Origin of the sequence: Spirulina sp. 06S082 (genome assembly GCF_034932145.1) — a bacterium.
Classification (GTDB): domain Bacteria; phylum Cyanobacteriota; class Cyanobacteriia; order Cyanobacteriales; family Spirulinaceae; genus CCY15215.
In genome coordinates this window covers 18,595-38,621 of the sequence record NZ_JAYGHV010000126.1, presented here as the reverse complement: position 1 = coordinate 38,621, position 20,027 = coordinate 18,595, and the positions used below count along the sequence as shown (strand labels likewise).

Annotated in this window: 20 protein-coding genes and 1 other RNA gene; 11 read left to right on the top strand and 10 right to left on the bottom strand. The window is 43.8% G+C overall.

All coding sequences use genetic code 11. The annotated features are described in order from the left end of the window. Positions 1 to 1,659, bottom strand: a 1,659-nt coding sequence (locus VB714_RS08395; RefSeq protein ID WP_323223070.1) for a filamentous hemagglutinin N-terminal domain-containing protein, incomplete at its 3' end; no start/stop codon positions are given. Positions 1,660 to 1,951: 292 nt separating this feature from the next. Here VB714_RS08395 and VB714_RS08390 point away from each other — a divergent pair. Then, positions 1,952 to 2,152, top strand: a complete 201-nt coding sequence (locus VB714_RS08390; RefSeq protein WP_323223068.1) for a hypothetical protein — start codon at positions 1,952 to 1,954, stop codon at positions 2,150 to 2,152. Positions 2,153 to 2,278: 126 nt separating this feature from the next. Here VB714_RS08390 and VB714_RS08385 read toward each other — a convergent pair whose 3' ends face one another. Continuing rightward, on the bottom strand, positions 2,279 to 2,827 hold the full coding sequence (locus VB714_RS08385) for a type IV pilin-like G/H family protein (protein WP_323223066.1): 549 nt from the start codon (positions 2,825 to 2,827) through the stop codon (positions 2,279 to 2,281). 91 nt (positions 2,828 to 2,918) lie between these two features. Here VB714_RS08385 and VB714_RS08380 point away from each other — a divergent pair, with 91 nt between their 5' ends. The 3 genes from VB714_RS08380 (at position 2,919) to mazG (ending at position 6,148) form a co-directional block, all read left to right on the top strand. After that, the gene (locus tag VB714_RS08380) at positions 2,919 to 4,202 is read left to right on the top strand and encodes a YcjF family protein (RefSeq protein ID WP_323223064.1); all 1,284 of its coding nucleotides are present in this window, start codon (positions 2,919 to 2,921) and stop codon (positions 4,200 to 4,202) included. A 96-nt stretch (positions 4,203 to 4,298) separates the two neighbouring features. After that, complete coding sequence (gene purM, locus VB714_RS08375; RefSeq protein ID WP_323223062.1) at positions 4,299 to 5,321, top strand: phosphoribosylformylglycinamidine cyclo-ligase; 1,023 nt, start codon at positions 4,299 to 4,301, stop codon at positions 5,319 to 5,321. 14 nt (positions 5,322 to 5,335) lie between these two features. Beyond that, entirely contained in the window at positions 5,336 to 6,148 is an 813-nt protein-coding gene (mazG, locus tag VB714_RS08370; RefSeq protein WP_323223060.1) for a nucleoside triphosphate pyrophosphohydrolase, read from the top strand. Positions 6,149 to 6,158: 10 nt separating this feature from the next. On the opposite strand, the gene hisB is transcribed toward mazG, so the two are convergent. Both hisB and fabI read right to left on the bottom strand, forming a co-directional pair. Then, positions 6,159 to 6,785 carry an imidazoleglycerol-phosphate dehydratase HisB gene (gene hisB / locus VB714_RS08365; protein WP_323223057.1) on the bottom strand — a complete coding sequence of 209 codons (627 nt, stop codon included), beginning with the start codon at positions 6,783 to 6,785 and terminating at the stop codon, positions 6,159 to 6,161. Between the two features lie 48 nt (positions 6,786 to 6,833). Next, positions 6,834 to 7,616: an enoyl-ACP reductase FabI gene (gene fabI / locus VB714_RS08360; protein ID WP_323223055.1), complete on the bottom strand. Its 783-nt coding sequence runs from the start codon at positions 7,614 to 7,616 to the stop codon at positions 6,834 to 6,836. A 280-nt stretch (positions 7,617 to 7,896) separates the two neighbouring features. On the opposite strand from fabI, the gene ntcA reads away from it, so the two are divergent. The 3 genes from ntcA to VB714_RS08345 are packed head-to-tail and all read left to right on the top strand — an operon-like array spanning position 7,897 to position 10,453. Further along, positions 7,897 to 8,574: a global nitrogen regulator NtcA gene (gene ntcA, locus VB714_RS08355; RefSeq protein WP_204102135.1), complete on the top strand. Its 678-nt coding sequence runs from the start codon at positions 7,897 to 7,899 to the stop codon at positions 8,572 to 8,574. Positions 8,575 to 8,594: 20 nt separating this feature from the next. Beyond that, on the top strand, positions 8,595 to 10,058 hold the full coding sequence (locus VB714_RS08350; protein WP_323223052.1) for a DUF3084 domain-containing protein: 1,464 nt from the start codon (positions 8,595 to 8,597) through the stop codon (positions 10,056 to 10,058). After that, complete coding sequence (locus VB714_RS08345) at positions 10,055 to 10,453, top strand: pre-16S rRNA-processing nuclease YqgF (RefSeq protein WP_323223050.1); 399 nt, start codon at positions 10,055 to 10,057, stop codon at positions 10,451 to 10,453. The genes VB714_RS08350 and VB714_RS08345 overlap by 4 nt, the downstream gene beginning before the upstream one ends. Positions 10,454 to 10,501: 48 nt before the next feature. Here VB714_RS08345 and VB714_RS08340 read toward each other — a convergent pair whose 3' ends face one another. Then, positions 10,502 to 10,681 carry a hypothetical protein gene (locus tag VB714_RS08340; RefSeq protein WP_323223048.1) on the bottom strand — a complete coding sequence of 60 codons (180 nt, stop codon included), beginning with the start codon at positions 10,679 to 10,681 and terminating at the stop codon, positions 10,502 to 10,504. A gap of 284 nt (positions 10,682 to 10,965) precedes the next feature. On the opposite strand from VB714_RS08340, the gene hemJ reads away from it, so the two are divergent. Further along, positions 10,966 to 11,556 carry a protoporphyrinogen oxidase HemJ gene (gene hemJ / locus VB714_RS08335; protein WP_323223046.1) on the top strand — a complete coding sequence of 197 codons (591 nt, stop codon included), beginning with the start codon at positions 10,966 to 10,968 and terminating at the stop codon, positions 11,554 to 11,556. A gap of 90 nt (positions 11,557 to 11,646) precedes the next feature. On the opposite strand, the gene VB714_RS08330 is transcribed toward hemJ, so the two are convergent. After that, positions 11,647 to 11,928 (bottom strand): Nif11-like leader peptide family natural product precursor, encoded by a 282-nt coding sequence (locus VB714_RS08330; protein ID WP_323223044.1) that lies wholly within the window; start codon positions 11,926 to 11,928, stop codon positions 11,647 to 11,649. A 124-nt stretch (positions 11,929 to 12,052) separates the two neighbouring features. After that, positions 12,053 to 13,252, bottom strand: coding sequence for a 1-deoxy-D-xylulose-5-phosphate reductoisomerase (gene dxr / locus VB714_RS08325; protein ID WP_323223042.1), 1,200 nt, complete (start codon positions 13,250 to 13,252; stop codon positions 12,053 to 12,055). Positions 13,253 to 13,446: 194 nt separating this feature from the next. Here dxr and VB714_RS08320 point away from each other — a divergent pair, with 194 nt between their 5' ends. Further along, positions 13,447 to 13,956 carry a hypothetical protein gene (locus VB714_RS08320; RefSeq protein WP_323223040.1) on the top strand — a complete coding sequence of 170 codons (510 nt, stop codon included), beginning with the start codon at positions 13,447 to 13,449 and terminating at the stop codon, positions 13,954 to 13,956. 83 nt (positions 13,957 to 14,039) lie between these two features. On the opposite strand, the gene ssrA is transcribed toward VB714_RS08320, so the two are convergent. The 3 genes from ssrA to VB714_RS08305 all read right to left on the bottom strand — a co-directional run bounded on the left by ssrA (position 14,040) and on the right by VB714_RS08305 (position 18,236). Continuing rightward, positions 14,040 to 14,437: a transfer-messenger RNA gene (ssrA, locus tag VB714_RS08315) on the bottom strand. A gap of 74 nt (positions 14,438 to 14,511) precedes the next feature. After that, on the bottom strand, positions 14,512 to 15,705 hold the full coding sequence (locus VB714_RS08310; RefSeq protein WP_323223038.1) for a class I SAM-dependent methyltransferase: 1,194 nt from the start codon (positions 15,703 to 15,705) through the stop codon (positions 14,512 to 14,514). A gap of 134 nt (positions 15,706 to 15,839) precedes the next feature. Then, entirely contained in the window at positions 15,840 to 18,236 is a 2,397-nt protein-coding gene (locus VB714_RS08305) for a CHAT domain-containing protein (protein WP_323223036.1), read from the bottom strand. Positions 18,237 to 18,510: 274 nt separating this feature from the next. Between VB714_RS08305 and VB714_RS08300 the strand changes: the two genes are divergently transcribed. Both VB714_RS08300 and VB714_RS08295 read left to right on the top strand, forming a co-directional pair. Further along, positions 18,511 to 19,236 carry a class I SAM-dependent methyltransferase gene (locus tag VB714_RS08300; protein ID WP_323223034.1) on the top strand — a complete coding sequence of 242 codons (726 nt, stop codon included), beginning with the start codon at positions 18,511 to 18,513 and terminating at the stop codon, positions 19,234 to 19,236. A 41-nt stretch (positions 19,237 to 19,277) separates the two neighbouring features. Further along, a complete protein-coding gene (locus VB714_RS08295) occupies positions 19,278 to 20,015 on the top strand; it encodes a hypothetical protein (RefSeq protein WP_323223032.1) in 738 nt (245 codons plus the stop codon). The last annotated feature ends 12 nt before the right edge of the window (positions 20,016 to 20,027 follow it).

The window sequence follows — 20,027 nt, the reverse complement described above, 5'->3', positions numbered from 1 at the left end:
ATTCGTACTGGTTAAATTGATATTTCCCATAGCAAACCCTGTAATGTCTTGAACGGAAATATTTGCTCCTGCACTCATACTTAAAGTATTTCCAGTAGAAAACTCTAAATTCTCCTGAATTGTAATATCATTACCTGCTTGCAAAGTCAAGTTTTGATTTAAGAGATTACCTCCAGTTAGAGCAACTCCAGACTGAAATGTTATATTTCTCTGAGCTTGCAAGATAACATTTCCTGTTAAGCCCCGAAGAAACGAATCATCAATTACAAAGTCAGTAGCCCCTCCACCATCTGCAAATAAAATTTGGTTATCAACCAGTTGAGCATTATCGTCAGCAACAGCATCGTTAGGTTCAATAATAATATCTCTGGGATCGAATAAAATTGTACCGTTTTGTCCTTGAGATGCACTAACATTAATATCACCATTGAAGGCAAGATTTTCTTTTCCAGAAATTTCTACAAACCCACCATTGCCGAAAATTCTGCCACCTTTAGCACTCACTTCACCGTAAAATCGAGTTGTTTTATCTGCCCATGCGATCGCCATCCCTCCATCACCTTCTAAAAGAGCATCGGCTAAAATCTGAGCCTCAAAACCAATGTAAGTATAGTCAGCATTATAAACATTTCCTGTTCCTTGAAAATCCCCCCCAATTCGCACTTCTCCGCCACCAAAATCTCCCGAAGCATCCAACAAAGCATCATCAACTACAGCCACGCGATCGCCCAAAATATAGATATTTCCCCCCACTTCTGACGACACATCTAGAGTTCCTTTGGCGATCGCCGTTCCCGCTAAAATAGGAATCACTGTTCCTGCTAAAGTCTGCACATTTTGCCCCGCTACTGCTAAATTCGTTTCTATCTCTGGGGAAGTTCCCGTTAGTAACTCCGGCAGATCGAGCGCATCAAAAGTGATAAGATTTCCCTTAACATCCCGAGGCGCTTCGATTTCTAAACTTAACAGAGTCCCAAGACGAGAAATGCGGACTAAACTCGTTCCTGGAATGGCGGCGATCGCAATATTTCCTCCCGGTGCAGTTAACGTTCCCGTATTAACAACTATCCCTCCCAATAGAGTCAAATTTCGTCCTTCTCCAACGGACAAGTTTCCCACATTAACAATAGAACCAGGTTGGACAAGATCGAAAGCAAATTGATTCGGATCTCCCTGCAAATCTGCATAATTATTACTTCCTATCGCCTCAAACCAATTGCCATTAAAGCCAATTCCTGTCGCAGTTGTCGCGAAAAAATCTCCCCCTACATTTAAACTTGCCCCTTGTCCAAAAACAATACCCGCCGGGTTCATTAAATACAAGTTAGAGTTTCCCCCCGTCACTTGAATTAACCCATTAATAATAGACGGATCGCCTCCCGTGACTCTTCCAAGAATGTTGCTAATTTGCGGATTTGAAAGGAAATTAGCGATTTCATTGGCATTTAGACAAAATTGGTCAAAACTATGAAAAAGATTGCTTCCATCCCCCGAAATACTCCCCCCACTAATATCATAGCGATCGCCATTGTGGGTAATTTGCGTTCCCGTGCCATCGGCTGCGGGGGTGATGGCGATCGCCTTCTCGGAAATGAGTGATAAGAGTGCGATCGCCATCACCGGAGACAAATATCTTGAAATTACTTGACAAGGGTTCATTAGTGTCTATTAAAAATATTATTGCTCAACGATTCAGTCTTCTCGGGAGGAACTAGACGATCGGCGATCGCTATCCTCGTTATATTATCTCTAACACTTGCACCCTTGCCCATTGTACCGATTTTTTTCTGGTCTGGAGAATAAGCGATCGCCCTCAAAGTCAAAGAAATTGTTAATTTTATTTAACAAAACAAGTTTTGTATCCAATTTTACAGAATTTTCGGATATAGTGAAAAGTAAGCAAAAAACAGTAATTGTTTCACAAGATCGGCAATCCGGAGGTTTTAAAATTATGGATACCAAAAATCAGGCTCGCGCTTTAATGATGCGTCATACTCAACTGATCCGCAATCGTCAAGAGTCTATGTTAGGACGCGCGGCTGCTGAAATCGGTCTGGACATTGACACGGGGGAATACTCTAACAGAATTCAAGGTAAGCCAAGTTCAGCCTCCCGAGTATCCTACGATCGCAGCAACGCCACAATGAGCTAAACCCTACAATTTAGATTATATATCTCTGAACACCCTTCACCCGCCATAAACTTCAGTTTGGCGGGTGAATTTTTGGAAGGCATAGTATAGAATTTCTTCTATCACTTATCACCTATCACCTATCACCTATTGCATAGGAATCGATCCAGCAGGGCAATCTAAGGCTTTATTTGCAATAGGTTTTGTGTCTAATTTAGGTGCAATAGTAGATGGCTGTTCTGTCTGGCACATATTAACCACTGCTTCGTAATTATCTCCCTCTTTTTGACCGTAAACAATTCCCGTATAACTATGCAAATTTTCTTTTTGTGCCGTTGCAGTCATGGTAACGCTATGAGTAGGATCGCCGTGGGAAAGAATCTCAAATTTATAGTCCGGTGTATTTAACTTAAAATCGATCGCTAACTCTTTTAAAGATGCCGTTAATTCACCATTGGTTTTATAATAAGCCTCTTGTCCTCGGGTGACAGTTTGAATGTAAAATTTAGCTTGTTGTTCTCCATCCAGTTTGGGAATTTGCAAGCTAACTTGGCAACTTGCTAAGAGGAGGGGACTCAAACACAGAAAAACTCTGCCCCATTTTCTGAATGTTTGCTTTCTGCATATCTGCAAAACCGATAATTTTTGCGGGGAGGCGATCGCAGAATGACAAAAGACTTGCTTGTTACGTTTCACTATCCTTAAATCATGAAGTGCTATAACTTTCTACAAGAATTTTAGGAAAAATTCCGTAAAACTCGCAGCTTGCAGCCAAAAAACAGAAATTATGACCGAATTGGATACAGAAGACCCCATCACAGAGACTCCCAAGAGAGAAAATCGACTTGTGAGAGTTTTGCAGTCCACCAAAAACCGCTTTACTCAGCTTCTACCCGTCGATCGCGCGGCCAAAAAAGTGATAGATTTATTTAGGGTCAGTGACGATCGCCTTGCGGAAATTCTGGCAGAAGTGCGATCGCGTTTACCCACCACAGAAGCCTTATTAATTGGCAAACCTCAAGCCGGGAAAAGTTCAATTGTACGGGGACTAACGGGGGTTTCCGTGGAAATTATTGGGCAGGGGTTTCGCCCTCATACCCAACACACTCAACGTTATGCTTACCCCTCCGACGATTTACCCTTACTGGTGTTTACCGATACCGTAGGACTGGGAGATATCGGACAAGATACCGATGCGATCGTCGTGGAATTGATCGACGATCTACAACAGGAAAGCCGTCACGCTAGAATTCTCATTCTTACGGTTAAAATTAATGACTTTGCGATCGCCACTTTGCGAGACATTACTGAGAAATTGCGCCAAAAATACTCTCACATTCCCTGTTTGCTGGTGGTGACGTGCCTGCATGAAGTCTATCCGGCTGAAGTCGCAGATCATCCCCCCTATCCTCCCAGCTTAGAAGCCTGCGATCGCCCTTATCATGCCCTGCAAGAAGCCTTTAAAGGGCTTTGCGATCGCACTGTCCTTATTGATTTTACCTTAGAAGAAGATGGCTACACCCCTGTATTTTATGGGTTAGAAGCATTGCGGGATGCCCTCGCCGATCTTTTGCCCGAAGCAGAAGCCCGCATGATTTATCAGTTGTTGGATGAGACGGGGGGGAAAGAGTTGGGGAATTTATATCGGGATGTAGGACGGCGTTATATTACTGCATTTGTGGCGATCGCGGCAACTTTAGCGGCGGTTCCTTTGCCTTTTGCAACCATGCCTGTTTTAACGGCATTGCAAGTATCGATGGTAGGAGTTTTGGGAAAATTATACGGGCAAACCTTGACTCCTTCCCAAGCCGGAGGAATTGTGAGTGCCATCGCCGGGGGATTTTTGGCACAGGCGATCGGGCGAGAGTTAATTAAGTTTATACCTGGGTTTGGTAGCGTTATCGCTGCATCTTGGGCAGCAGCTTATACCCTAGCTTTAGGTGAGGGAGCTTGCGTTTATTTTGGCGATTTGATGGGTGGGAAAATACCCGATCCCGCACGAATTCAAGAAGTGATGGGAGAGGCTTTTCAAAAGGCAAAAGAGCGCTTTTCAAGGAACAATTATCAATGAATTCTTTGCCCCTTAAACATTATCATAATCTTAGCGATCGATAATGTCCCGCTTTGGTACTATTGTCTTACGATCGCATTATCTTGGGGGACTTTGATGGATTACCGAGCAGCAGGGGTTGATGTAGAGGCAGGCCGCGCCTTTGTCCATCGCATTGGCCAAGATGTAAAAAGCACCCACCGTCCCGAAGTTTTAGGGGCTTTGGGGGGGTTTGCCGGGTGTTTTCAATTGCCGACGGGGTATGAAAAACCTGTTTTGGTTTCTGGGACCGATGGCGTAGGAACCAAGTTAAAAATTGCCAATGCGATCAACCGTCACGATACCATCGGCATCGATTTGGTTGCTATGTGTGTTAACGATATTCTCACAACAGGGGCAGAACCACTTTTTTTCTTGGATTATGTGGCCACAGGTAAGTTAGAATCGGAACAATTGGCAGAAGTTGTGGCAGGAATTGCCTCGGGTTGTCGCGAGAGTGGTTGTGCGCTGTTGGGGGGAGAAACCGCCGAAATGCCTGGTTTTTATCCGGTTGGGGAATACGATCTGGCAGGGTTTTGTGTAGGCATTGTGGAGAAGGATCGCTTATTAGACGGTTCCCGCGTAGAAATAGGCGATCGCGCGATCGCCTTAGCCAGTAGCGGACTTCACAGTAACGGTTTTTCCCTAGTGCGTAAAGTGATGGAAATACAGGGATTGAGTTGGCACGATCGCCCAGAAATATTAGGGGGTCAAAGTTTAGGGGAAATTTTTCTCACTCCTACCCGGATTTATGTCAAACCTATTCTTGAAGCCCTGCGATCGTCCCTCGATATTCATGGAATGGCGCATATTACCGGGGGTGGGTTGCCGGAAAATCTGCCGAGGTGTTTCAATGCCGATCGATCCGTCAGGATCGATCGCGCAACTTGGAAGGTTCCCCCGGTGTTTCAATGGTTGGCAGATCGGGGAGAAGTTTCCCAAAATGCCATGTTTGAAACCTTTAATATGGGGTTGGGATATATTATTATCGTTCCCCCTCAACAGGCTGAAGATGCAGTAAAATGGTTCGGCGATCGCGGTTTCGAGGGCTATGCGATCGGTGAAGTCATTGCCGGTAATGGTACCTTAATTTATGAATAAGTAGGCTCAAATTTATGTCCAACCAAAATACCCTTAATGCCTTGCAAGAATTAATCGATATTGTTGCTAAATTGCGATCGCCGCATGGTGGCTGTCCTTGGGACCTCGAACAAACTCCGCAAACGCTGATCCCCTATATTATTGAGGAGGCTTATGAAACCGTTGCAGCAATTCAAAGCGGCGATCGGGAGGCGATCGCGGAAGAATTGGGGGACTTACTTCTCCAGGTTGTCCTACAAGCACAAATTGCCCAAGAATACGAAGACTTTACTCTAGCAGAAGTGGCGCGGGGGATTGGTGAAAAACTAATTCGCCGTCATCCTCATGTTTTCGGCGATCTAGAAGTGGAAAGTGTGGGAGAGGTTAAGCAAAATTGGCAAGAAATTAAGGCCGCAGAAAAAGGAGAGACTGTCGCAGAAGCACAACTTCTCAGCCGCAAATTAGATCGCTATTCTCGCACTCTTCCCCCTTTAACAGCCAGCATGAAAATGTCGAAAAAAGCAGCTTCGATGGGGTTTGAATGGGATAAAATTGAAGATGTTTGGGGCAAGTTTCAAGAAGAGTTAGGAGAATTTCAAGAAGCCTTAGCCAGTGAAAATAAAGAACATCAACAAGCTGAATTAGGCGATTTATTGTTTACAGTCATTAATATTGCCCGTTGGTACGATCTCGATCCATCTCAAGCCTTACAAGGGACAAATCAGCGCTTTGTACAGCGTTTACAAAAAATGGAAAACTTCGCCGATCGCCCTCTCACGGAATACAGTTTAGCAGAACTCGATCGCCTCTGGGAACGTGCCAAAATTTATTTGTCACAACAAGTCTAATCTTTCCAGTTTACAACACCCCTTTAGAACTGGGAATTTGCATCGACCGACGCGGATCGATCGCGATCGCCATTCGCATCCCCCGCGCAAAAGCCTTAAATGTCGCTTCGATAATATGATGAGAATTAATACCGTCCAACTGGCGAATATGTAACGTCATTTGAGAATGATTAACTACTGCCACAAAAAATTCTCGCACTAACTGAGTATCATAAGTTCCTACGCGCTGAGTGGGAATATCCAATCCATAACTCAGGTGAGGTCTTCCAGAAAAATCGAGAGTCACCTGCACTAAAGCCTCATCGAGAGGGGCGAGAAAATGTCCAAAACGGTGAATTCCCTTGCGATCGCCCAGTGCCTCCGCCAAAGCCATCCCTAAAGTAATCCCCACATCCTCATTCGTGTGATGGTCGTCAATTTCAATATCCCCCGTCGCCTCCACCTCCAGATCCAACAATCCATGAGAGGAAATTTGCTGAATCATGTGGTCGAGAAAGGGAATACCAGTCTTAGCCGTACATTTCCCCGTCCCATCCAAACTCAAACTCACCCGCACATCGGTTTCCTTCGTCGTCCGATGGACAGAAGCCATGCGGGGAGTATCGCTAGACATTTTTTTCTCTTTTCGATTACCCATTATCAATTATCAATTATCAATTACCCATTATCAATTATCAATTACCCATTACATCCCCATAATTTCGTAGCCAGAATCAACATAAAGCACTTGTCCAGTAATCCCACTCGCGAGATCGCTACACAAAAACGTTGCTGCATTGCCCACTTCTTGCTGTGTCACCGTCCGTCGTAGGGGGGCAACTTCCTCAACATGGTGAATCATATCTAGAATACCGCCAACTGCCGAAGAAGCTAACGTGCGAATCGGTCCGGCTGAAATTGCATTAACGCGAATATTATTCGGCCCCATTTCTGCCGCTAAATAGCGCACGCTCGTTTCTAGCGCTGCTTTTGCCACCCCCATGACATTATAATTGGGGATTACCTTTACCCCTCCCAAATAGGTAAGGGTTACGATCGCGCCGCCATTTTCCATCATCAACGGTTTTGCCCCTTTCGCCAATGCGGGCAAAGAATAACTACTAATTTCCAACGCTGTCGAAAATCCGCCTCGGGAAGTACTGCTAAAATCTCCCGATAGGTCATCTCGGTTGGCAAAAGCCAAACAGTGGATCAAAATATCAAGATTTCCCCATTTGTCCGCGATCGTCTTAAAAACCGTCTCGATTTGCTCGTCATCCTGAACATTACAGGGAACAAAAACTGTCGGGTTGAGAGGTTCGACTAATTCCCTGACCTTTTTTTCAAATCGTCCCTTTTCATCCGGCAAAAAAGTTACCCCCAACTCAGCCCCAGCAGCGTGCAGTTGTTGGGCGATGCCCCATGCAATGGAGCGATTGTTGGCAATACCCGTAACCAGTGCTTTTTTTCCCGTTAAATCTAATAACATTGCGATCGCCTAGTAATTCTCTAAAATCAATTGACCCAATATTCCAGAGTACAGGCAAGGGGGGAAGAGGGGAAGAGGGGGTGTGGGGAGTGTGGGGAGTTGGGGGGGTGTGGGGAGTTGGGGGAGTGGGGGGAGTGTGGGGAGTGGGGGGAGGGTGGGGAGTGGGGGGAGTAATTTACTCATTCCTAATTACCGACGATCGACAAAGCGACAAAGATAGGTTAAAGTTATCGATAATCCAAGCGCTTTAATCTAGACCTTTTTTTCTCGAACGTTGGCAATGGAATTTTCCCCCACTCAAACTCAATCTCTAGCATCCGTATTCCGTCAAGTCGGAGGTGGTTCATTTCCGCCAATTGTAGAAAGCTGCGAGCGAGGTAAAACGATATTTTTTCCTGGCGATCCGGCTGAACGAGTTTATTTTCTGCTCAAAGGTGCGGTGAAATTGTCGCGGGTTTATGAAGCCGGAGAAGAGATTACTGTGGCTTTGCTGCGGGAAAATAGCGTTTTTGGCGTGCTTTCTCTCATTACGGGACAGCGATCCGATCGCTTCTATCATGCTGTTGCTTTTACCCCGGTTGAGTTACTATCTGCACCTATTGAGCAGGTTAAAAAAGCCCTCACAGCTAATCCAGAGTTAGCGATGCTGATGCTGCAAGGACTCTCCTCTCGGATTTTGCAAACGGAGATGATGATCGAAACTTTGGCACACCGAGATATGGGGTCAAGACTGGTTAGTTTTTTATTGATTCTCTGCCGCGATTTTGGCGTACCGACGGCGGATGGTATTCGTGTCGATCTAAAATTGTCTCATCAGGCGATCGCCGAGGCGATCGGTTCAACTCGAGTCACGGTCACGCGATTACTGGGAGATTTACGTCAAGAAGAAATGATCTCCATTCACAAGAAAAAAATTACCGTTCACAACCCCGTTGCTCTTAGCCAGCAGTTTACCTAGTGGGTTATAACTAAAACATTATGACCAGTGCTTACGTCCTCATTTTCGCCATATTGGTTTTAGGCGGCTTTCTCGCCGTTGTGGGCGATCGCATTGGTTCAAAGGTTGGCAAAGCGCGTTTGCGGTTATTTGGGCTGCGTCCTCGCAAAACGGCAGTTGTTATGACAGTAGTGACGGGAACGAGTATTGCTGCATCTACCCTCGGCATCATTTTTGCACTGAGCGAGTCTTTGCGGGATGGGGTTTTTCGCTTAGATAAAATTTATACAGACCTCCACAAGGCACAGCAAGAATTAGCACAGGCTTTTGTGGAACAAGAGCAAGTCACGCAAACATTACAAGAAGTTAGTCAAGATAAAGAGCGCGTAGAGCAAGGTTTGAAACGTGTTGAGAAACGCTATCAAGAGACGACTAAACAAGCGCAAAAATTAGGCGGTGAGGTTAAACAACTTCGAGTACAACGAGAAAAATTAGTGGCTCAAATTCCCAAACTCCAAGAACAAGTCAAACAGAGGGACCTCACCATTCGCGATCGCGATGGCAAAATTGCCGACCAAGATAGCAAGATTCGCGATCGCGATGGCAAAATTGCCGACCAAGATGGTATTCTGCGCGATCGCACCAATCGTCTGGCCAGTTTGCAAACCCAACGCAATCTCTTGCAAGCTGAAATTAGCAAGCGAGATAGTAAAATTCAAAACCTCGATACGGCGATCGCCGATCGGGATACGGCTCTTCAAGGTCAAGAAGAAAACTTGGAACGTTTGGATCGTCAACTTTCTTTTCTCCAAGAAGAAGTTTCGCTTCTTGAGGAAGATCGTCAGAATTTACGCCAAGGAAATGTTGCTTTAGTGAAGGGAGAAGTGTTGAGTTTTGCTGTTTTGCGCGTTATTGAGCCACCAGCCGCTCGCAGTGCAGTCGATCGCCTACTACAAGAAGCCAATCGCCGGGCGAAGGAAGCGGTTCGCCCTCTAAATGGTGAGGGGGAGAATGATGGACGAGTCGTGTTTATTACCCAAGCACAAGTTGAGCAACTTTTGGAAAGAATTCAGGATGGTCAAGAGTATGTCGTGCGGGTTCTTTCGGCGGAAAATTATGTGGAGCAAGAAGAACGGGTGCGGGTGTTTGCTGATGTCGCTTTTAATGAAAGGATTTTTAGAGAAGGGGAAACCATCGCTACAGTATCTGTAGATACCGATACTAACACGCGAGAAGATGTTAAAGAACGCTTAAATATACTCCTCTCCGAAGCTCAATTTCGCGCCCGTCGCTCGGGGGTTTTAGGCTCGATTCAGATTGAAGAGGGAAGAGTGGTGACGTTTTCGGATTTTATCGATCTCCTCAGCCAATCGTCGGAACCGATCGAGCAGATTCAAGCGATCGCCATCGATGAAACTTATACCGCCGGACCTTTAAAAATGAAGTTAATTGCTCTGAGCGATGATAAGGTCATTTTTAGCACTACTTCTGAGTCTACCTCATGATTTTAGGATTCGACCCCGGACGGGATAAATGCGGGCTTGCAGTTATGGATGAAAATCGCCAAATTTATACTCATTGTGTGGTTGAATCTCCAGAGGCGATCGCGACGGTGAGGCAATTTTGTCAGCAATACTCTATTCAAAAAATCGCGATGGGAAATCTCACCACCGCCCAACAATGGTACAAACAGTTAAAGGCGGAATTAGGACAAGATTTTCCCATCGAGATGATTGATGAGGAGAATAGTTCTTTGGAGGCTCGCGATCGCTATTGGCAAATGTATCCTCCTCGAGGCTTCATGCGCTTACTCCCTCACGGTATGAGGCTTCCCCCTCGTCCCGTCGATGATATCGTAGCGATTATTCTCATCGAGCGGTATTTGGCACAACAGGCATAAGCCCACGGGAATCATTACAGGAATAATTACAGGGATAAAAAGGGAATATTATTCTACTGTTTTTAACAACCCGTGACGAACGCCGTAGAAAATTCGTTCGATTAAGGTGCGATCGTTTTCGTTGAGGTCTTCTCGTCGTAGGAGAGCGGACATATTTTCGCGATCGATTTGAGAAATGGTGCGAGAGGAAAGAATTTGGGTGGTGAGTTCGCGAATTCTGGTATTCATGGCGTGTTTACGAAAAGGTTTTATTTAAAATGTTTTATCTCTTACCTCTAATATCCTACGTTTTTGTAGCTTTTACTGTGATCCCCAATTTTTTCTTTTGCGATCGTAAAGTTATTTTGTCGCGATCGCGTTACTACCCACCGGGTGATCCCCGTCACCTGAACTCTGGTGCGCGGATGCTCTAAACTGGCTTGATAGTTTAACTTTTGTTGCGCGATCGCTCGTTCAACTCAATCGACGCTCTACACTCGCTTTGATGAGTTGCTCGATAAGAAATAAAATTTATGGCTTATTTTTGGTTTAAAGCCTTTCACCTGATTGGTGTTGTGGTCTGGTTTGCTGGCTTATTTTATTTAGTTCGTCTTTTTGTCTATCACGCAGAAGCCTCCCAACGAGACGAACCCGCACAAACTATTCTCAAGGCGCAATACGAAATTATGGAAAAGCGCCTTTATCACATTATTACTATGCCAGGGATGGTGGTCACGGTAGCAATGGCGATCGGGTTGATTTCCACGGAACCTGAAATTTTAAAATCTGGTTGGCTACATATTAAACTCTCTCTGGTTGCGATCTTAATTGGCTATCATTTCTTCTGCGGACGCATTATGAAAAAATTGGCGCAAGGAGAATGCAACTGGACAGGACAACAGTTTCGCGCTTTAAATGAAGCACCAACGATTTTATTAATTACCATTGTTCTCTTGGCTGTATTCAAAGGTAATTTGCCTTTAGATACAACAACATGGCTGATTTTTGCTCTAGTTGTCGCCATGATAGCGTCTATTCAACTTTATGCTAAAAAGCGCCGCAAAGACAAAGAACAAATGTTGGAACGCATTCAACAACAAACCTCAGTTTCATCAGCAAGTTAATGTAAGTCTGCGATCGCATTTCCTGAAATTTTGTCGGGATGTTACAGAGAAAATCCTAGGTAATATCCCGACAAAATAATAAAAGTAATTTTACTTTTTGCGACCACTAAAAGGCTGAACGCCAGTAGCGGGATAGTCATCAGGTGCGGGACTAAAAGTTCTTGCTGCTGCTTCTGCCAATTTTTTAAAAAAGCCAGGTTGCTTTTGCAAGTGTGTTAAAGCGGCCATTACGTCATCCGCCGAAAACTCAAATCCTTCCTCTTTTCCAAGAGCAGCTAACTCATCCGGATGAAGTTTCAAGGCCAATTTCTCTTGAAGTTGTTGATTATTAGCTGCTTTTGTCAAGAATTGTAATACGTTATCTTTAGACATGATAAATTATTGATTGAAAAGAAAAGAATATCCTCCTACTTATTAGGATACAAGGCAGGGGAAAGATTAGAGAAAATGTAATGTTTATTTACAGCGATCGCCAATCCATCGAGCCAAAAACTCTTTAACTCATCACTGCAACAACGCGATCGCCTTGGGATAATTTTTTCATTTCGTTTAGTGCTTCTTGACGCGCCCAGCGATCGGCGGCAATAATATCATCTAGTGAGGGAGTTTGGCTATTTTGAGATTGGAAGCAATCGCATACTTTTTCGATCAGTTTAGGAATATCTAAAAAGCCGATTTTCTCTTCTAAAAATAGAGCAACAACTTGTTCATTGGCAGCATTGAGAACCGCAGGCATAGAACCGCCAGCACGTCCTACCGCATAAGCTAAATCCATACAAGGATACTTTTGGCGATCGGGGGCATTGAAGGTCAAACTCCCCAATTTAACTAAATCTAATGGCTCCCAATTGGTGGCGAGGCGTTCTGGATAAGATAAAGCATATAACAGAGGCAAACGCATATCTGCCCAGCCCAATTGCGCTAAAACTGACGTATCTTGTACTTCAATTAATGAGTGAATGATACTCTGAGGATGAATGACAATATCAATATTATCATAGTCCATGCCAAAGAGATAGTGCGCTTCAATTACCTCTAAACCTTTATTCATCAAAGTAGCCGAATCAATGGTGATTTTTCGTCCCATTGTCCAGTTAGGATGTTTCAGCGCATCAGCAACTTTAACTTGAGCTAATTGTTCTGCGGGTAAATCCCGAAAAGCTCCCCCAGAAGCCGTTAAAATAATCTTACGAAGTCCTCCTGCGGGTACGCCTTGCAAACATTGAAATATTGCTGAATGTTCTGAGTCTGCGGGAAGCAATTTAACTCCATGTTTCTGCACTAAAGGTAAAACAACGGGACCCCCAGCAATCAGGGTTTCCTTGTTTGCTAAAGCAATATCTTTCCCCGCTTCAATGGCTGCTAGAGTGGGTAAAAGTCCCGCACAACCGACAATTCCCGTGACAACGCTTTGGGAGTCGCCATAACGCGCAACTTCTACCACCCCTTCTTCCCCCGCTTGGAGAATGGGAGAATAGTCAAGAGAAGCGATCGCCGCTTTCAATGCGGAAAATTTCGTTTTATCCTGAATAGCGACAATTTCTGGTTTAAATTGACGAACTTGTTCTACCAATAATTCTACATTCCGTCCCGCAGCCAAACCCACAACCCGAAACCGATCGGGATATTGCTGTACGATATCGAGGGTTTGCGTACCGATAGAACCTGTTGAACCGAGAATGGCGATCGCTTTCACAGACTTTCTCCCTTAACTAAACTTAATGATTTGGAAATCTTTGTTAAGTTTACTTTATCAAATTGCGTCCGATTGGCATACTCCTTAAAATCAGGAGAGATGGCGGATATTATCAGACAATATTTCCCATAAGGTTTAATGTGGTAAAGTGACACCAACCGGATGGATATTGATATAACTTTCAGAACAGTATTATGACTGAACTACTCATCACCGTTGTAGCTGCAGCGTTCGGCGCATTTCTAAAATGGCTGCTTCCAGCCATTTTAGAATGGTGGCGATTACGCCAACTTACCTCCCATCTCCTCGGAAACTGGGTGTCACACTACCAAGGCATTGATGAACCAATAGATACGTGGGTTACAGAGACACTAACTTTCACTCTCGATTTTTTCCGATCTCAACTACGCATCAAGAATGCTGATAGCAGCAGAGAATACGACTATACTGCATATGGTGAAATTAAGAACGATATTCACATAATTGGTCAGTGGACATCCAAACGTCCTGGAGCCAACGCACACGGATGCTTTATTCAAACAATCAGCGCACAAGGTAATTGTATGTATGGCTACTGGGTTGGGCCGGATAAAACGCAAGCTAGGCGTTACGGTCGATGGGTTATTGCCCGTGACGAATCCAATATAGCCCTCGCCAAAAAACTTGTGGAGGATATGCGGAAGCCATATGCACCCTACACATAATATGGGGCCAACATAGCAAAACTATCATAGGGACAATCTAAGAGGCGTAATACGCAGCCCCTACAGATAAAAAAATAGTGGGTAAGTGGAGCCGAGCAGAGTTGAACTGCTGTCCAGACTGGGTATTGACTTTCCGATCGTTCACAGGTTTAGCTTCTTTAACCCTAGAAGCGGGGAACTTTCATTATCCCGAAAGCTAGGATGCTCTAGTGAGTTCTTAACTTAGCAAGCTACCAGAGGAACTTGAAAAGTGCATCCGTTGGGGTTGTTATCTGTAATCCTTAACGGAGTCAAATCACAGATGCTCGAAACCGTTTTATGGGTTTAGATTAAGCAGCGACAGGCGCAGCTTTACGAGCGAAAGGAACGATGTTGTTCGCAGTTACTATTTTGTTTGAGCCTTTGATTTACGAGAGGAGACTCACTCTCGACCTGAATCACGGGTAAGATTTCGCCAACCTGTCGAAACCGTTGCGGCCCCCTGAGATTTCTATTATAACCAAAATTTTTGCTTTGGGCAGAAAGAAGAGAAATTCTATTTCACGGCGATCGCCATTAAACCCCAAGAACAAATAACCGTTTGGCAAACAGCGTTCTTGCTTCTTCTAGATTTAATGCACTCTCTGCCAGAATTTCCCCTAATGTTTTGTTTGCTTGCGAGTTCGTTTCACAGATTTGCAAAAAAGTCAAGTCTTGTTCGGATAAATCAATTAATTCATAATCAGCATTAAAGAGGGTTCGACTCGGCCAGCCGTGAATGCAGGGATGCAGTTCTGGAATACCAGAAAGAAAGGTTTCTTCCTGGGACCAATCCGTTTTAACCAGAGGAGAACGTCCCAAGAAAAACTCATAATGGGTAATATTTTTAGGGTCGAGAAGTTCGATGAGACGATAGCGATCGCGTTCCCCTAATTGACTCGCCCTCGCCATTAAATCTGGGGATTTTCCTAACAAGCGTTCTAACTGCCAGAATTGCGGATTAGAAAAGCCGATAAACTCTAATCCAGAAGCATCAATTAACTCGAATAAAGTGTTAATATTATAATCAACTTCTTGAGGATGAACGTACATATCTGCAAAACTTTCATCCTTGTGATTTTCCATTGACCAGCGCGTTTTTTCTCGCTGTACTAAAGGATTATCTTCGGGAAGGGAAGAAAAAACATCTCGTCCAACTTTGACCCCATCGCTATAATCGCCGCGCTTCTCTCCTTGTAGCAAGGCGATCGCCTCCTGCATTAAGGCAATTTCCCAGCGTCCCAATTCTGCATAAACAAAAATATGAAATAATCCCCCTGGCGCTAACTTTTTCGCTAAGGCTTGAATTCCCCTCACGGGATCGGGTAAATGATGTAACACTCCCACACAATTAATCAGGTCAAATTCTCCAGAAATTTGCGCCACATCGTAGAGACTGAGATGATGAAATTCGACGCGATCTACCCCTGAACCCTTGCATCTTTTTTGAGCAATATTTAACGCACCCGAACTTAAATCAACAGCCACCACTTCCGCTTGAGAATTCAAATGCGCTAAATATTCTGTCCCCACTCCCGTCCCGCATCCTGCATCGAGAATGCGAATATCTTGACGAGGGGGTTTTTGTCCCGTACAGAAACTATAGGCACCCGTCCAATGCCAGCGCCAATTATACCCCGGTGGCGCTTCGTCGGACATAGCATCGGGGGGAAAAGGATAGGTATCGTAGAGTTTTTCGACGGCGTTGGAAATAGTGCGATCGTCAGACATAAAATTCAGGTAGAATTTAACTTTAATATTTTTTTATAGCATCTTCAGTCATATTTTGATTGATTGGCGATCGCCTAAATTAGAAGAGTTCATCAAATATGAGACAATACAGCCAAAACCATATAAGGCGATCGCTACAATTTTTGCCAATCTTGAATAGCTTGTTCCGACCACAACCAATTCCGACTCAATCCTTGTGCTTGAAATTGAAGAGGTGCTGCATTCATGACAGTTTGTCGTAATTTTCGCGCCTTATCTGCAAGAATTTTAGCTTGTTCGGGTGACGCTTCTGTTGAAAGTTTTTGCAATCCTAATGCTAACCCGGCATAGGTATTGAGAATATCGGGATTTTGTAATAAATCAGGATTTTCCGTTTGCGTGTCGCTTAATGCTAGGGCATCATACCAAACTTGATTGGCACGATTTGTTTGCCCTTCTGCGTAGTAAGCAAACCCCAAGGCATTTTTGTAGGCGATCGCATCGGGTTGTCCTTTTGTTGCAATCTCCCAATAACGACGGGCATCAGTGATATGATAAGTGTCGTCTCCTGTAAAGACAGCTTGCCATGCTAACCGTCCGCGCAAAAAACTAATTTCTGGTTCGTCGAGTTGTGCTGTGGGAACGACCGCTAAAGCAGATGCAGCGAAGGGAAGGGCATTTCGATCGAGTAAAGCACGAACTGCGGCCGATCCGGTGCTTAAATTACCTGTACTAAATTGCTCGATCGCCAAACTGGTGACGCGATCTGTATTAATATCTTGAAAGTCTAACTCTTCTCCATTGAGGGGAATATCTGCATTAAGTGTTGTGGGGAGTTGATTGGAATTCGAGTAAGTATTATAAGCATACCAAGTCCCCAAACTGCCCCCGGCGATCGCGATCGCCCCCAATCCAGCCAACAAAGCAATCTGAAGGGGATTTTTTTTGCCCTTTGCTTGAGTTGTAGATTGTGATGACTGCTCCTCAATAGGTGATGTGTGATGAGTAACAGGTGAGTGATTGCCCTCAGTTCCTTCTTCCTCCTTCTCCTCTTCAAAGTCACTTAAAATATTACGAACAAAACTTTCTTCCTCTGCTATTGTTGTTTCATCAAGAGGAAGGCGATCGCTTGCACGTCCGGGTGTATCATTTGTGCGTTCGTAGAAAGTATCGGCTTTATCATTAGGAGAAGAAGGAGCTAAATAATCATCATCTTCGGTAAAATCTTCAAAATCATCGGCTAAATCATCTTCTAACCATGCGGTTTCCCCCGTCATGGGCATTTCTTCGAGATCGTAAAAATCCAAAGGATCGAACCCCTCTATTTTGCCTTGTCCCGTCACTAAAACCCCGTCAAAGTCAGGATGAAGATAGAGAACAGGAAGCGCCCAGTATAACTGATTGGAACCGTAAGCCGAGATTAACCCCTGTCGCGCCCGAGAGAGACTCAGATCGATGGGATAACTGCAAACAAGATTGCGATAGAGAAGGCGAGTTAAAGTGAGAGCAACTTCATCGGGAATACGTTCCGCCATTGCTAAAACTGCGGGAATTCCTCGTTTAACTAACGTTCTGGCAAGATTGCGATCGCCGGCTTCCCCATCCTCTTTCTCTTCATCCAAAGCAGTATCTGCACTACGACAAGAATTGAAAACCGCCAATTGAATGCCATTATTCGCCAATAAACCCGCTAAATCCTTCCCATAGAGGCGTTCAGTCAATCCTGTGGTATTGCTAACCAAATAAACATCACCGCCAGACTCTCCTAAGTTACTATGACCGGCATAGTGAAAAACTTGATAGTTACCCTGTTCTAAGGCTTGAGTTAATTCTTCTCGTCCCGGTTGTTCGAGAATCGTTAATTCTAGCTGAGGAAAGCCTTCTCGGGCATTGCGTTCCAGTTCCGCTTTGAGGTTGAGGGCTTCTTGTTGTAAGGCGAGATTATCTTGGTCATCAGGTTCCGCGATCGCCATTAAAATCCGTAAAGGTCGTTCCTTATTAACGGTCAATTGTTGGGCATTAGCAGCGAAAGGACTCCCCATTTGATAGCGAGAGAAGGCAATATCGGTACCCGTCGCGAGGGGTTGAAAAAGGGATTCTCCCAACTCATTACGGTTAGCGTGGAGGACTTCCCAAGGAATGCGCGAAAGGCGACTTCCTTTCATTCCCAAGCGCAAACGTAGGACTGATCGATGGTGATAGGCAATACTTTGGGCAGCGATCCAGCTATCCCGCAGGCTACCTTGAAACAGTTCTTCATAAAGATTCCGTCCCAAACTGGCAAGGTTTAAGATTGCTTCTTGAGTATTGCCATTGTTGAGTTGTCCGGTGATAAAGAGAAAATCATCTTGAGGCGATCCGTCCTCCTGCATGAGATTAAGCAGGGGATCATTCATTAACTTTTTAGCGCGATCGAGCCACGTTCCTACCGGCCAGTGCAAGCGTTCTTCTGCAAGAGGCACTCCTGGGGCGACTTTCTCGGTGCGTACCAGATAATCGTCGCTTCCTAGAGGTGTGATGGAGAGTTGAAATTCCTGAAACACAGAAGACATGGCAGATATTGAAGACGGCAAGGGGAGCAAGAACTTAATTAAATGATAGACGGGTTTGCTCGTTTGGATGTTTCTGTTTCTCGGTTTTCACTGTACCGAGAGGAGAGAAGAGTTCTTTCAGTGCTGGATTTTCCCATTTCAGTAGAGAAAGACAGAAGAAGGAATTATCAAAATTATTGGGTTGTCTATTTTTAAAACATTAGACGTTTATGTTATGATGACGAAGTAGTTTGGCTCAAAAACCTTAAACCTTAAGTACCCCTGAACTGAAAAAATGGAAGTAAAACAGGTAAATAAGTATACTGGTATCGTCGAGTATTACGATCTTTTAATGACATCAGGTTACTATGATTACAAAGCTCAAAGTAATGCTCTGGCTGAGGTACTCCACTCCTGTAGTTCTGTTCTGGAACTGGGTGTAGGTACTGGGTTAATAGCGGAACAGTTAATCAAAAAAATGCCAGAAATTGATTTTGTGGGAATCGATTTTACCGAAGCGATGTTAGAAAAATCCCAAGAACGCCTAGGAAATAATATTGCTTTACATCATGAAAATATATTGCACATGGATTTAGAGAAAAAGTTTGATGCTGCTTTTTCAAATGGAGGAATCTGGTATTTCATTGAGAGCGATCAAAAAGAATATATCTTTTGCAGTCATATACCCAAAATACAAGATATTATCAAGAGTTTTCATAGTGTAGCAAATCATTTGAATACTGAAGGAAGATTGATTTTGAGCGTTCAAGGTGTCCATAAGAATTACGAACAAGATTTAGCAGATGAAGTAACTTACTGTCAAGAAATATTTCCATTGCCTCATAGTAAGTTTGACAAAAAATATAGTTTTCGTCGAGACCGATCCATCATAGCAGAGCAAACTTGCAGGTATCAACTTTTATCGGAATCAACGGCGAAGATATTATTAGATGAATGTAGTTTTGAATTTCAGTGTATAACTCCGTGTCGGCAATATCATGTCTACAGGAAAGTAACTTAAAACATAAAAAGATTTTAGAAAACTGCTAGAACAAGAAAAAAGTGAAAAAAATATTAGCTTTGTGGGCAATACCTCGATCTACCTCTACTGCATTTGAACGTATGATGCGCGAAAGAGGGGATTTTTTGGTATGTGACGAGCCTTTTGGTTTATCTTTTTACTATAGTCCGGATCGTTGCAATACAACTCGCTATCTAGAGGCAGAGTTAGATCCTAGTAATAGTTTTAACTCCGTCCTAGAAAAATTAAAGCAAGAAAATGAAAAGCAACCTGTTTTTATCAAAGATATGGCCTATCATATCGATCCTATAGTCAGTCCGAAATTTTTATCTCATTTTGAAAATACCTTTTTAATCAGAAATCCAGCAAAATCTCTGCCATCACTTTTCAATGGATGGCCTGATTTTAACCAGAAAGAAGCTGGATATACTTCACTCTATCAGTTGTTTGAAATAGTGAGAAAAATGAGAGGAAATGCTCCAGTATTGATAGATTCAGATGATTTAGTACAAAAACCAAAAGCAACCATTCAGGCTTATTGTAAGGCTCTAGATTTGCCATTTATTGAAGAATCTTTAGAATGGAAACCCGAGCCTCAATCCGAAATTAATCAATGGGAAGGAGGTTGGCATACTTATGTGCAATCCAGTACGGAATTTAAAGAAAGGATAAATAGAGACTATGTTATTATTAAAGATAATGAACATTTAAGGCAAAGTTATGAGTTCTGCCTTCCTTACTATAAAAAACTTTATGAATATCGTCTCCTAATTGAGTAGACTATCTACTAA

Coding starts and splice junctions, on each gene's coding strand:
- VB714_RS08390 (WP_323223068.1), top strand. CDS start 1,952: ATGGATACCAAAAATCAGGCTCGCGCTTTAATGATGCGTCATACTCAA.
- VB714_RS08380 (WP_323223064.1), top strand. CDS start 2,919: ATGACCGAATTGGATACAGAAGACCCCATCACAGAGACTCCCAAGAGA.
- purM (WP_323223062.1), top strand. CDS start 4,299: ATGGATTACCGAGCAGCAGGGGTTGATGTAGAGGCAGGCCGCGCCTTT.
- mazG (WP_323223060.1), top strand. CDS start 5,336: ATGTCCAACCAAAATACCCTTAATGCCTTGCAAGAATTAATCGATATT.
- hisB (WP_323223057.1), bottom strand. CDS start 6,785: ATGGGTAATCGAAAAGAGAAAAAAATGTCTAGCGATACTCCCCGCATG.
- fabI (WP_323223055.1), bottom strand. CDS start 7,616: ATGTTATTAGATTTAACGGGAAAAAAAGCACTGGTTACGGGTATTGCC.
- ntcA (WP_204102135.1), top strand. CDS start 7,897: ATGGAATTTTCCCCCACTCAAACTCAATCTCTAGCATCCGTATTCCGT.
- VB714_RS08350 (WP_323223052.1), top strand. CDS start 8,595: ATGACCAGTGCTTACGTCCTCATTTTCGCCATATTGGTTTTAGGCGGC.
- VB714_RS08345 (WP_323223050.1), top strand. CDS start 10,055: ATGATTTTAGGATTCGACCCCGGACGGGATAAATGCGGGCTTGCAGTT.
- VB714_RS08340 (WP_323223048.1), bottom strand. CDS start 10,681: ATGAATACCAGAATTCGCGAACTCACCACCCAAATTCTTTCCTCTCGC.
- hemJ (WP_323223046.1), top strand. CDS start 10,966: ATGGCTTATTTTTGGTTTAAAGCCTTTCACCTGATTGGTGTTGTGGTC.
- VB714_RS08330 (WP_323223044.1), bottom strand. CDS start 11,928: ATGTCTAAAGATAACGTATTACAATTCTTGACAAAAGCAGCTAATAAT.
- VB714_RS08320 (WP_323223040.1), top strand. CDS start 13,447: ATGACTGAACTACTCATCACCGTTGTAGCTGCAGCGTTCGGCGCATTT.
- VB714_RS08310 (WP_323223038.1), bottom strand. CDS start 15,705: ATGTCTGACGATCGCACTATTTCCAACGCCGTCGAAAAACTCTACGAT.
- VB714_RS08305 (WP_323223036.1), bottom strand. CDS start 18,236: ATGTCTTCTGTGTTTCAGGAATTTCAACTCTCCATCACACCTCTAGGA.
- VB714_RS08300 (WP_323223034.1), top strand. CDS start 18,511: ATGGAAGTAAAACAGGTAAATAAGTATACTGGTATCGTCGAGTATTAC.